Below are 12,205 nucleotides of genomic sequence, written 5' to 3' on the forward strand. Positions count from 1 at the left end.
AAACCCTGTGGGAGCGAGCTTGCTCGCGATAGCGGTGTATCAGTCACCACCGATGCTGGCTGGGCCAATGCCATCGCGAGCAAGCTCGCTCCCACAGGTTCATGCCCATAACTGACTAGCGCTGCGCGGTCTTGCTCGCCGCGGCACTGTTTTCGTGGATCAACCGGCTGATCATCGCGTCGGCGTCGACCAGTTGCCGGTCATAGACCTGGGTGCTGAAAGAGGCTTGTTTCGGTGGTTGCTGGGCCAGCACCGGACCACTCTGGTCGCGCAGGTTGACGTCGACCTGGGTCGACAGGCCGACCCGCAGCGGATGCTTGGCCAGTTCCTGGGCGTTGATATGAATACGCACCGGCACCCGCTGCACGATCTTGATCCAGTTGCCGGTGGCGTTCTGCGCTGGCAACAAGGCAAACGCGCTGCCGGTGCCGGCACCGAGGCTGTCGACGGTGCCGCTGTACTTCACGTCGCTGCCATAGAGGTCGGTTTCGATGTCCACCGGCTGGCCGATGCGCATGTCCCGCAGCTGGGTTTCCTTGAAGTTGGCGTCAATCCATAACTGATCCAGCGGAATCACCGCCATCAGCGCCGTGCCCGGCTGCACCCGCTGGCCCAACTGCACCGTGCGCTTGGCGACGTATCCGGTGACCGGCGCGATCAAGGTGCTGCGGGCGTTGGTCAGGTAGGCCTGACGCAATTGCGCGGCGGCCGATTGCACGTCTGGATGGGAAGCCACCACGGTGTCATCCACCAAGGCACTGGAGGTCTTGAGTTGCTGTCTGGCGTTGGCCAACGCATTCTGCGCCGAGGTCAAATCGTCACGGGCGTGGGACAGTTCCTCCCGGGAAATCGCCCCGCCGGCCGCCAGGTTCTTGCGTCGGTTGTAGTTCTCCTGGGCCTTCTGTACTTCGGCCTCCTGGGCTTTGACCTGGGCGCGCATGCCATCGACGTTGCTGTACAAGCCACGCACCTGGCGCACGGTACGGGCCAGGTTGGCCTGGGCACTTTGCAGCCCGACCTCGGCGTCGTTCGGGTCGAACTGCACCAGCACCTGGCCTTCACGCACCAGATCACCGTCGTCGGCACCGATACTCACCACGGTGCCGGTGACCTGAGGTGTGATTTCCACCACGTTGCCGTTCACATAGGCATCGTCGGTGCTCTCACTCCAGCGGCCATACAGTTCGTGCCAAGCCCAGACGCCCAGGCCACCCAGGACGACAATCAGTGCCAGTCCCAGCAGCATCAGCTTGCGCTTGCGCGGGTTGCTGCTGTCCTGGGCAGTTTCAGAGGGTTGGGTAGTTTCGGCAGTAGCCATGACAAGTACCTCGAATCAGTTGTGCGACGTGGTGGAGGCCGGCGCGGCCGAAGCCAGGGTGTCGGCCTCGAAGCCACCGCCCAGGGCCTGCATCAGTTGGATCGACAGGTCGATCTGCTCGGCATTCAGGTTCGCCAGTTGGCGCTGGGCCTGGAGCAATTGCTGCTCGATGCTCAGCACGTCCAGGTAATTTCCGATGCCGGAGCCATAGCGCTGGACCACGGTGTCGTAAGAGTTCTGCGCGATATCGGTAGCGTGTTGCTGCGCGGCGATCTGCCGAGCGATGTCGCGCAACTGGTTGATGGTGTCGCTGACATCTCCAAGGGCCTTGACCAGACTCTTGTTGTACTGCGCCACCGCCATGTCGTAATCAGCATCCCGGGCATCCAGGTCCGCCCGCAGTCGCCCACCGTCGAAGATCGGCAGCGACACCGTCGGCGCTACGTTGAAAAAGCGGCTGGCCGAACCGAACATCGCGTCTCCCAACAACGACTGCACCCCCGCCGCCGCGCTCAGGTTGAGGTTGGGGTAGAACTGAGTCTTGCCGGCTTCAATGTCCTTGCCCGCCGCCTCGACTCGCCAACGACCGGCGACCAGATCCGGACGACGGCCCAGCAATTCGGCTGGCAGGTTCGACGGCAGGGCAACGGCGCTGGCTTGCAGCACGTGAGGGCGAGCAATTTCATTGCCGCGGTCCGGCCCCTTGCCCAACAGCACCGCCAAGGCGATTTTTGCGCTTTGCAGGCGTTTTTCTGCGTCGATCCGGCTCGCATCGGCGCTGGCTTCCAGGCTTTCGGTCTGCTGGAACTGATATTCGCTGTCGATCCCGGCGCTGAGGCGGCGCTCGCCCAGATCGAGCATTTGCCGGGTGCGCTTGAGGTCCTCGGAGGCCAGGTCATAAATGATATGGGCCTGCCCCAGATCGCTGTAGGCCCTCGCCACGTCAGCGGCGAGTGTCAGGCGAGCGGCCTGCCGGTCGATCTCGGCGGCGCGGGCCTCGCCCAGGGCCGCTTCCCAGGCCGCACGCTGGCCGCCCCAGAGGTCGAAGTTGTAATTGAAATCCACGCCCAGCGAACGCAGGGTGCTGTACGCCCCGCCCTGCCCTTGCGGGTCCTGGTCACGGGCCAGCCGCGAACGGCTGACACTGGCGCTGGCGTCCAGGGTCGGCATGCGCGCCGCATTGGCGGCGTAGGCAGCGGCACTGGCCTGATGCACCCGAGCGCTGGCGATCTGCATGTCCGGGCTGTCGCGCAACGCTTCGTGGATCAGACCGTCGAGTTGTGGATCGCCGAGGCTTTTCCACCAATCGCTTTTCGGCCAGGAAGCGGGTGACAGCGTGACGCCGTTGAGAGATTGCCCGGCCTTGAGGTTTTGAGCCTCAAGGCGGACGCCTTCGGTGTTCAGGCCGCTGTAACTGGCACAACCGGCCAGGCTCATGGCCAGCAACACCAGGCTGATGCGGGTACGCAAGGTTTTACGACTCATTTGTCCCCCAACCGCAACACGGTGATGGGATCACCGGCGGCAAGCAGAATTTTCTTGAGGATTTGTTCGAGGATTTGCAACTCCTCGCGGCTGATGGCGCCCGCCAGCTGGTTCATGGCATCGGCGCCGATAACAGGCAGGCGATCGGCCAGGGCCTGGCCGGCGTCGGTCAGCACCAGTCGCACCTGCCGGCGGTCATCCGCCGAGCGCTGGCGGATCAGAAAACCTTTCTGCTCCAGACGATCGACCATTCGCGTCATCGAGCCGCTGTCCAGGGACAGGTACCGACACAGCTCGACCGGCGTGTCGATGCCGTGCTGGGCCATGATGATCAACACCTTGAACTGCGCGGCGGTGATGCCGACGGGTTCCATGTGGGTATCGATGATTCGGTCTTTGAGCAGCGCGGCACGACCGAGCAGCATGCCGAGGTGGCAATTGTGGAAATCGTCCGGGGTGAAATGTTTCATCTGACCACCTTTTACTGCCTAGGCAGTGAATGTATGTCGAGATGTTACTGCCTAGGCAGCAAATGTCAAACAAATAGTTAGCTTGCTATGCACAACCCGACAAACGCAGATAAAAAATGTGGGAGCGAGCCTTTCCGCGTTAGCGTCGCAACAGTCAACATTGAGTCGGCTGATACATCGCTATCGCGAGCAGGCTCGCTCCCACAGGAGGTGGCGCGAAGGCTTAGAAATCGCGCTTGTAGAAGATATCCAGGGAGCTGGCGACGCCGCTGGCGGCTTCCAGGTACACCCGCTTGCTGAGTTTGTAGCGCAGGGCGATGGTGTTGGCCGGTTCGAACACGCCGACGCCGTAACGCAGGCTGAGTTTTTCCGTCAGATTGCCGCTGGCCACGACGCTGGTGGCATCGCCGCTGCCCTGGGTGTCGAGCTGGAAATCCTCGATCCCTAAATTGTTGGCAAGGCTGGTGGTCACCCCCGCACTGCCCATCAGCCCCAGGCCCAGTGCCGCCTGGGCGAGCATGTTGTTGTCCTCGCCCGTGGTGCTCAGCGGCCGGCCGAGTACCAGATAAGACAACGCCTGTTCCTGGCTCATGGCCGGTTCAGAGAAGATTTGCGTGGTCGGCTGTTCGGCGCTGCCGCTCAAACGAATGCCGGCGATCACGTCGTCGGTCTGGCGAATCGCTTCGATATCCAGGTAAGGCTGGTCGATGGGCCCGGCGAACAACAGCCGCGCCCGACGCACCGTCAGCCGTTGCCCATAGGCCCGGTAGCGACCGTCGTTGAGCCAGAGTTCACCGCGGGTATCCATGTTGTCGCCGATGTGCACCTGGCCTTTTACGTTGGCCGTCAGGCCGAAGCCCGAAAACGCGAGCTTTTCCTGGCCCACGATCACATCGATGTCCATCGCCATGGCCATCGGTGTCTTGCCCTCCTCGGTCTGGTGGCCGACGATCACCGTATCATCCGACACCTTGACGGTAGACGGCGGCAGTTCGCGCACGGTGATTTCGCCTTTGGGCACTAGGACCTTACCAGCAATGGAAAGCCGCTCGCCCTGCAACGTGATGGTCAGGTCCGGCGCCACCTCCAGCACCGCGTAAGGTTCGACGGTGACCGGCAATTGCGAACCCTTGAGCGCCAGGTCCATGCTCAGGGCTTCGCCCCAGCCAATGTCCCCGGTCAGGCTGCCTCGGCCGCCCTTGCCACTTTTCCAGTCACCGTTGAGGCGCACCGTTTCACCGGCAATGGTTGCGCGCATCTGCAAGTCTTCGAGGCTGACGGGCAGTTCCGGGCCGGACACTTCGCCATCGCTGATCAACAGGTTGCCGTTGACCTGGGGCGCCAACAAACCACCCGACAGCGTGCCGCTGCCATTCAGGTGACCGGTGAGGGTTTCCACCATTGGCAGGAATGGCCGCGCCACGGACAAGTCCAGGCCGCTCAGGCGGAATGAGCCGCTCAGCGGTTTGCTGGCCGGCAACGGGTTGATCTGCGCCTGGAGCATCAGTTCGCCCAGCTTGGCCCCAACGAAATTCAGGCTGGTGTCGATCCGCTTGGGCGTCAGGCGACTGTCGAGGGTCAAGGTCTGGTAGGGGAAGTCCAGCCATTGCTCAGTGTCGCGGTCCTTGTCCCGGATCCGCAAAGTGCCGCCGCTGGCGTCCACCAGGATGCGCCCGTTCGGGCCGCTGGCCGGCAGGTCCAGTTGCAGGTCGGCGTTGAGTCGGCCCTGCCAGGCAAAATCCTTGGGCATCCACTGGGCCAGGCTTTCGATGGGGAATTGCTTGAGGTGATAGCGCAGCTTCGGCTCCGGCATCAGGCGCTGATCCTCACCACACAGGCTGGCCTCGCCGGAACGCCAACAGTGGGCCCCCAGGTTGAGCGTGCCATTGGCCAGGCGCTCCAGCTTGGCCGGGGCTTGCAGCCGCCAGGCCTGGCCGCCGGCCTGCACATTGCCGCTGCTGAGGCGCCCGCGCCAGTTGCCTTGGTCGAGCACGCCATCGAGCGCCAGGGCCGTTTCCAGCTGTGGCCCTTGCAGGTCGAGGGTCAGTTTTTGCTGCCTGATGTCGCCCTGCCCGCTCACCGTCAGGACACCGAGCGACGTATCGCCCGCCCGAATGCCGCTGGCCTTGAGGTCAACCTTGCCGCGCTGCGCGCTGTCGAGGGTCGCATCCAGGTTCAGGCTTTGCAGGCGGTTGTCCTGCAACGCCAGTTGCGTGCCTTGCAGATCGAGCTTGCCCTGGGGGGCCTTGAGTGTCCCGGCCACGTTGAGGCGACCGACCAGTTGGCCGCGCAATTGCGGCCAGAGCTGGGCCAGGCGCGAGAGTTTGATATCGATCTGACCACTGAGTGTTTCTTGCAGGCTGCCCGTACCGTTGATGCGGTTGTCACCCAGGCGAATGTCCAGCGCGCTGAGGTTCCACTGCTCGCCAACACCGTTGGCCTTGGCCTGGAACAGCGCCGGTTGGCCGCGCAACTTGCCTTTGAGGTCCAGGTCCGCATCAAGCTCCAGGCGGTCATTTTTCATCGAACCCTTGCTGCGCAACGGCCCGGCTAGGGTGCCGGGCAGCTCCCCCAGCCAGTACGCCGGGTTGATGGCCGACAGTTCCAGCGCCGTGTCCCAGGCGATGCCGTCGGCAAACTCCAGGTTCAGATGGCCTTCGGCCTTGCCCTGCCCGGCGGCGAGTTTGAGTTCCGGCAAATGGATTGTCGTCAGGTCGCCGCTGAATGGGCTGTCCAGGCTGAACGCTCCGGCGGGACCGTCCAGCGCCGCCTGGAAATTGCCCAGGTACTTGCCATCGGTATACGACACTTCACCATTGAAACTGCGCAGCGTCACTTGTGGCTCGTCGATCAGCGGATAGAGGCGATGCCAAGGGAAGTCCAGCCAGGCGATTTTCGCCTCGGCGCTCAGACCTTCGCGCCAGTCCAACTGGCCGGTGAGCTTGAGGTATTGCTGATCACTGGCGTTGAGGTCCAGGCCGGCGATCTGCGCACCGTTGGCGTCCACCTTGCCTTGCAGCAGCAAGGCCACCGGGCCTTTTTCGGCGGGCAACGTTGCCTTGCCAAGCAACTGGTAGCCGCTGTTCAGATCGCCTTCGCCCGTCAGCTCCAACTGATTGAGCATCAGGGTATCCGGCAGATCGGCGTCGGCCCTGAAGCCGTCAGCGGTGATGCGTACCTTGGCCGGCAGGTTGTCCGCTAGCGGTTGCAGCTCACCGACCAACCGGCCTTGCAGATAACCACTGCTGTCGGCGTTAAGGTTGAGGGTTTTGAGCAGATTGCCATCGATGTTCAGGTCCAGCGTCCAAGGCGTGGCGCCTGGCGCCGGCAAGGTCAACCGGCCCTGGGCCTTCAGCGGCCAGTCGCCACCGGGTTGCAGCAAACCGGACAGCGTCAGGCTCAGCTCGTCGCGCTGCAGCTGCACCGAGTCGATCTGCAGACCCTGGGCGGTCCAATGCGCGGCCAGTTGCAAGCCCTTGAGCTGTTCGCTGCCATTGAACAACAGGCTGCCGACCTGCACGTCGCCCAGTTCCAGGGCAAGCGGCAAGTTCAGGTCCGGCAAGGTGATCGGACCGCTGCTCGGTTCGTCAGCGGACGGAGGAAATTGCAGGCTGACCTTGTCGGCCTTGAGCTGATCAATGCACAGGGTCATGCGCGCAAGGCATAGCGGCGACCAGGCGAAAATCACCTGATCGAGTTCCACTCGGCTGCTGTCCTGCTGCCACAACAGGTGGTCGGCACTCCACTGGCCGCCCAACCGTCCCTGAAAATTATCCGTACTCAAACCCGGCACAACACCAAGCGCCCAACGGCTGCCCCATTGCGTGCCGAGCACGATGCTCAGGGTCAGCAAGACCACCAGCAGCAACGTGCCGAGCGCCAGCAGCGCTATTTTCAAACCACGATTCACAACTCGGGCCCCATGGAAAAGTGCAAGCGAATGCCGCCATCGTCATCCAGCGCATGGGCGAGGTCGAGGCGGATCGGCCCCACCGGCGACACCCAGCGCACACCGACGCCGACACCCGTCTTGAGGCTCGGCAGCTCAAGGCTGTTAAAGGAGTTGCCTTGGTCGACGAAGGTCGCCACCCGCCATTTTTGCGCAATCGAATACTGATACTCGAGGCTGCCGGCGACCATGTAGCGACCACCGATGCGATCACCTTCGGAGTTTTCCGGTGACAGGCTCTGATAATCGTAACCGCGCACGCTCTGGTCGCCACCGGCGAAGAAGCGCAGGGATGGCGGGATGGATTTGTAGCCATTGGTGGCACTGCCACCGACCTGGGCACGGGCCAGCAGACGATGCTTGTCGAACAAGGTGGTCAGGCCCTTGACCATGGCCGTGCCATATAAAAGGTTGTTGTCCGACCCAAGCCCTTCCTTGGCGACCTTGGTGTCGAATTGAATGCGATAGCCGTTGCGCGGATCGATGCGGTTGTCACTGCGCAGGTAGGAATAGCTCACGCCCGGCATCAGCAAGGTGCTCAGGCCCGAATCGTCGCCGAGCCGATACTCCTCACGCTGCCACTTGAGCGACACCACCCGTTGCCAGCCACTGGGCAACTTGCTGTGCCATTCGGGGCCCACGGTCAGCAGCTTGCTGAGGCTATCGGTGCCGGACAGCTCTTCATATTGATAGCCACCGGCGTAGCGCATCTTGTCGGTCAAGGGCGGGTCCAGGGGTACGTCGTACCAAAGGCCAACGTTCTGCCGGGGCGCCGACACTTCCGCTTCCCAGCCATAACTGTGGCCCTGGGGATTGACCCAGTGGCGCGTCCAATTGGCCTTGGCCCGCGGGCCGACGTCGGTGGAGAACCCCAGGCCCAGGCCCATGGTGCGCGGCTTTCGGGTCTCGAGCTTGACCGCCACCGGGATCACGTTATCGGTGGCGGCGGTCGGTGCCGCGTCCACCCGAACGCCTTCGAAATATCCGCTCGATTGCAGGGCCTGGTTGAGTTCTGCGATGAGTTCCGAGTCGTACGCCTCGCCCGCCTTGAACGGCACCATGCGCTGCAACAACTCTTCATCAAAGGGCGTGTCACCCTCGAAACTCACCGGGCCCAGGGCGTAGCGCGGGCCGCTGTCGTAGACCAGTTCGATGTCGGCCACGCCGGCCTGGGGGTCCACCAACAGCTTCTGGCTGACAAATCGCCCGCTGAAAAAACCGTAGCGCGAGGCCTGGTTCTGGATGATCCGTTTGGCGTCTTCATAGCGCCCATGATTAAGCACCGCGCCAGGTTTGAGCGCGGCGTTGTCCGGTACACGAAAAGCCTTGAGGGAAGCGGCCGGGCCATCGATGCGCACGGTGACATTGCGCAGGTGCACGGGCTCGCCAGGGTCGATGGTCAGGATCAGGCGCGGGGTCTTGCCGCCCTCGACCTCGCTGTCGATCTGCGGCTGGTAGTAACCCAGCGCCTGGGCGGCTTTGCGCGCCTGTTCTTCGGCACCCCGACTGAAACGCAGCAAGGCCTCTTCGTCACGATCGCCCACGCCGCCGATATAGCCTTCTACGTTAGCCTTGAGCTGGTCGTTGGACGGCTTGACCCGTACATCCAATTCACTTTGTGCCAGTGCCGCGCAGCTGAGGGACAGCAAGAGCGCACCACTGGTCATTCGTCCTGGGAAATTCATGGCGCGGATGCTATCACGAGCTTGGAAGCCTGATAGAGCCGGACATGTCTCAAAAGTTTCCCCGGATTACGCCGTTGCGCTCTGCAATACCTGCGGGTTGGCGTGAAAGAAGACATGTTCGCGGACGGGTCCTACCGCAATCTCGCCGATTTCCTCATAACCCTGACGTTTATAGAACTCCAGGTAACGTGGGTTGCCGGTGTCTAGCACCACGCCCTGGGAGTTCTCGTCCACCGCACACCAGTTATGCACCGCCGCCAGTAACTGTTCGCCGAAGTGTTGGCCTTGGAACTGTGGATGAACTCCCAGCAGGGGCAATACATGGACAGAATCCGACGGCAGGCAAGCCGTCACTGCGGCATGGTAGTCCAGGTAGCGCCGGGTGCAGCGAAAGCCGGTGCTCAACACCATGCGCAGGCGCCAGGCCCAGCTTTCAGTGATACCCAGGCGGCGCTGCGGTGGAGCAATCAAGGCAATGCCGATCAGGCGGTCGTTGACCAGCAAGCCGATGGCCGGCAGATCCTGGAGAAAATGCTGTTTGACCAACTCACGCACCGTGGCCCGTACCCGATGTTCATAACCGGGCCGCTCGGATTCGAACAGGAAGCTGAAGGTCGGTTCATGACGATAGGCCTGGTAGAGCAATGAACGTGCCTCGCGGGAATAACCGCTGTCGAGCATATGGATGTCGGCGATGGCGGTGGCGGTTTCTGGCATGACGGTCAATCTCCTGGGCGAGGCTCGGTGAGGCCCCGCTCTTATTGAGTACGAACCCGATTGGGCTCTGATCGTTCCTACATGCACAGGACATTAGCAGCGCATTTGTCCTACTGCCACGCTGGCCGTGCTCCTACATGTCAGCTAGCATCGCAGTTTTGCCAGGACAGCCGACCATGAAGATCGTCTCCTTCAACATCAACGGGCTGCGCGCCCGCCCCCATCAGCTGGCGGCGCTGATCGAGAAGCACCAGCCGGACGTGATCGGCCTGCAGGAAACCAAGGTCCACGACGAGCAATTCCCCCTGGCCGAGGTGCAGGCCCTGGGTTATCACGTGCATTACCATGGGCAGAAGGGCCACTACGGCGTCGCCCTGCTCTCCCGCCAGGCTCCACTGACGTTGCACAAAGGCTTCGAGAGCGACGATGAAGACGCCCAACGGCGGTTCATCTGGGGCACCTTCGCCGATGCCAACGGTGTGCCGGTGACCATCATGAACGGTTACTTCCCCCAAGGCGAAAGCCGCGATCACCCGACCAAGTTCCCGGCCAAGGAGCGTTTCTACAACGACCTGCAACAACTTCTGGAAAGCCGTTTCAGCAACGACCAGCCCGTGGTGGTGATGGGCGACGTGAACATTTCCCCGGAAGACAGCGACATCGGCATCGGCCCGGACAACATGAAACGCTGGCTGAAAACCGGCAAATGCAGCTTCCTGCCGGAAGAGCGCGAATGGATGGCCCGCCTGAAGAACTGGGGCCTGGTGGACAGCTTCCGGCACCTGAACCCGGACGTCACCGACCGCTTCAGCTGGTTCGACTACCGCAGCCGCGGGTTCGAAGACGAGCCCAAGCGTGGCCTGCGCATCGACCTGATCCTCACCTCCCATGGGCTGCTGCCACGGGTCAAGGATGCCGGGGTGGATTATGAACTGCGCGGCATGGAGAAACCTTCGGACCATGCGCCGATCTGGCTACAGTTGAGCTAAATCCAGGGCATACACAAACCTTGTGGGAGCGAGCCTGCTCGCGATGACGGCGGCACATTCAAAATCAATGTGGCAGTTGCACCGCTATCGCGAGCAGGCTCGCTCCCACAAGGGATCTTCGGCGAACTGCGGCTGACAAGTCGCACGCCTGTCACTTTTCAGTAACCTGACTGACTTAATCTTCCGGCACGTTCTTAGGTTCAGAAGGTGTCGGCATGCGGCTGCGCGTTGTTTTTTTCATGGGCCTCTGGCTGCCGCTCACGGCATGGGCCAGCGGCCTGCCGATTCCCGAACACGGCCCCGCGCTGCGCCTGCAAGGCTCGAACACCATCGGCGCTACGCTGGGGCCGGCGCTGGCCAAGGCGCTGATGGTGGATCAGGGGCTGCTCAAGGTCCGCACCGAAATCACCAACCGTGAGAACGAGCAGCGTATCGTCGGCCAGGCCGCCGATGGTCGACGGGTAGAAATCGACATTGCCGCCCATGGCTCCAGCACCGGTTTTTCCGCTCTCAAGCACGCCAGCGCCGAACTGGCGGCCTCTTCGCGACCGATCAAGGACAGCGAGTTGCAGGAACTGGCACATCTGGGGGACCTGAAAAACCCCAGCGCCGAACAGGTCATCGCCATCGATGGCCTGGCGATCATTCTTCATCCACAAAACCCGCTGCGCCAGCTCGACACCCGGCAACTGGCGAAGATATTCAGCGGCGAGGTAAACACCTGGGAATCGGTGGGCGGCGCCGGCGGCCCGATTCATCTCTACGCCCGGGATGAGCAGTCCGGCACCTACGACACCTTCAAGGAACTGGTGCTCAACCGACAGGGAAAACGCCTGGCCCCTTCTGCCCGGCGCTTCGAATCCAGCGAACAGCTGTCCGACGCTGTCAGCCAGGATCCGCAAGGCATCGGTTTCATCGGTTTGCCCTACGTGCGCCAGGCCAAGGCGCTGGCGATTGTCGACGGCGACTCCCAGCCCATGATGCCGCTGACCCACCTGATCGCCACGGAAGACTACCCATTGTCGCGCAGGCTGTTCTTTTACTTGCCTCCGCAAGAAACCAACCCGTGGGCCGAGGCACTGGTTGAGTTCACCCAAAGCGAAAAGGGCCAGGCCATCGTCGCGGCCAACGGGTTCATCGCGCAAACCGTCCAGGCCATGGCCGTCACCCCCAATGCGCTGATGCCTGAGGGCTATCAGGCCCTGAGCCGCCACGCGCAACGGCTGTCGGTCAACTTCCGCTTCGAAGAAGGCAGCGCCAGCCTCGACAACAAGGCCCAGCAGGACCTGGGGCGTGTGCTCGCCTATATAAAGCAGCACGACAAGCTCGACCGCCGAGTGACGCTGGTTGGGTTTGGCGACGCCAAGGACGACCCGGCACGCGCCGACCTTCTGTCCCGGTTGCGGGCCATGGCGGTACGGCGCGAATTGGTCAAACACGGTGTGGCGCTGCGCGAAGTACGCGGCTTCGGCGCCCTGATGCCGGTGGCGGCCAACAGCGAGGATGAAGGCCGGGTCAGGAATCGGCGGGTGGAGGTTTGGGTTTACTGACACCGAAAAGCCAAATGTTTATCCCGCCAGCCACGGCGTAGG

The 12,205-nt window shown here is 62.6% G+C and carries 8 protein-coding genes; 2 read left to right on the forward strand and 6 right to left on the reverse strand.

The window, feature by feature from the left end; genetic code table 11:
* Positions 1-115: 115 nt before the first annotated feature.
* From PSEUDOMOFG3G_RS17105 to PSEUDOMOFG3G_RS17130, 6 genes are all read right to left on the reverse strand, one after another.
* A complete protein-coding gene (locus tag PSEUDOMOFG3G_RS17105; protein WP_047229310.1) occupies positions 116-1,318 on the reverse strand; it encodes an efflux RND transporter periplasmic adaptor subunit in 1,203 nt (400 codons plus the stop codon).
* Positions 1,319-1,333: 15 nt separating this feature from the next.
* Positions 1,334-2,803 carry an efflux transporter outer membrane subunit gene (locus tag PSEUDOMOFG3G_RS17110; protein ID WP_076385548.1) on the reverse strand — a complete coding sequence of 490 codons (1,470 nt, stop codon included), beginning with the start codon at positions 2,801-2,803 and terminating at the stop codon, positions 1,334-1,336.
* Positions 2,800-3,273, reverse strand: coding sequence for a MarR family winged helix-turn-helix transcriptional regulator (locus tag PSEUDOMOFG3G_RS17115; protein ID WP_139050687.1), 474 nt, complete (start codon positions 3,271-3,273; stop codon positions 2,800-2,802). The genes PSEUDOMOFG3G_RS17110 and PSEUDOMOFG3G_RS17115 overlap by 4 nt, the downstream gene beginning before the upstream one ends.
* Before the next feature lie 223 nt (positions 3,274-3,496).
* The gene (locus tag PSEUDOMOFG3G_RS17120; protein WP_139050688.1) at positions 3,497-7,183 is read right to left on the reverse strand and encodes a translocation/assembly module TamB domain-containing protein; all 3,687 of its coding nucleotides are present in this window, start codon (positions 7,181-7,183) and stop codon (positions 3,497-3,499) included.
* A complete protein-coding gene (locus tag PSEUDOMOFG3G_RS17125) occupies positions 7,180-8,907 on the reverse strand; it encodes an autotransporter assembly complex family protein (protein ID WP_139050689.1) in 1,728 nt (575 codons plus the stop codon). Before PSEUDOMOFG3G_RS17125 ends, PSEUDOMOFG3G_RS17120 begins: the two co-directional genes overlap by 4 nt.
* 66 nt (positions 8,908-8,973) lie before the next feature.
* On the reverse strand, positions 8,974-9,624 hold the full coding sequence (locus PSEUDOMOFG3G_RS17130) for an N-acetyltransferase (protein WP_047229305.1): 651 nt from the start codon (positions 9,622-9,624) through the stop codon (positions 8,974-8,976).
* A 176-nt stretch (positions 9,625-9,800) separates the two neighbouring features.
* Here PSEUDOMOFG3G_RS17130 and xthA point away from each other — a divergent pair, with 176 nt between their 5' ends.
* Both xthA and PSEUDOMOFG3G_RS17140 read left to right on the forward strand, forming a co-directional pair.
* Positions 9,801-10,613 (forward strand): exodeoxyribonuclease III, encoded by an 813-nt coding sequence (xthA, locus tag PSEUDOMOFG3G_RS17135; RefSeq protein ID WP_107322891.1) that lies wholly within the window; start codon positions 9,801-9,803, stop codon positions 10,611-10,613.
* Positions 10,614-10,828: 215 nt separating this feature from the next.
* The gene (locus PSEUDOMOFG3G_RS17140) at positions 10,829-12,163 is read left to right on the forward strand and encodes a substrate-binding domain-containing protein (protein WP_139050690.1); all 1,335 of its coding nucleotides are present in this window, start codon (positions 10,829-10,831) and stop codon (positions 12,161-12,163) included.
* Positions 12,164-12,205: the final 42 nt, after the last annotated feature.

Origin of the sequence: Pseudomonas sp. FG-3G (assembly GCF_901007645.1) — a bacterium.
Lineage (GTDB): Bacteria > Pseudomonadota > Gammaproteobacteria > Pseudomonadales > Pseudomonadaceae > Aquipseudomonas > Aquipseudomonas rhizophila.

Excerpts from the sequence above, each read along its gene's own strand:
- PSEUDOMOFG3G_RS17105 (WP_047229310.1), bottom strand. The coding sequence starts at position 1,318 with ATGGCTACTGCCGAAACTACCCAACCCTCTGAAACTGCCCAGGACAGC.
- PSEUDOMOFG3G_RS17110 (WP_076385548.1), bottom strand. The coding sequence starts at position 2,803 with ATGAGTCGTAAAACCTTGCGTACCCGCATCAGCCTGGTGTTGCTGGCC.
- PSEUDOMOFG3G_RS17115 (WP_139050687.1), bottom strand. The coding sequence starts at position 3,273 with ATGAAACATTTCACCCCGGACGATTTCCACAATTGCCACCTCGGCATG.
- PSEUDOMOFG3G_RS17125 (WP_139050689.1), bottom strand. The coding sequence starts at position 8,907 with ATGAATTTCCCAGGACGAATGACCAGTGGTGCGCTCTTGCTGTCCCTC.
- PSEUDOMOFG3G_RS17130 (WP_047229305.1), bottom strand. The coding sequence starts at position 9,624 with ATGCCAGAAACCGCCACCGCCATCGCCGACATCCATATGCTCGACAGC.
- xthA (WP_107322891.1), top strand. The coding sequence starts at position 9,801 with ATGAAGATCGTCTCCTTCAACATCAACGGGCTGCGCGCCCGCCCCCAT.
- PSEUDOMOFG3G_RS17140 (WP_139050690.1), top strand. The coding sequence starts at position 10,829 with ATGCGGCTGCGCGTTGTTTTTTTCATGGGCCTCTGGCTGCCGCTCACG.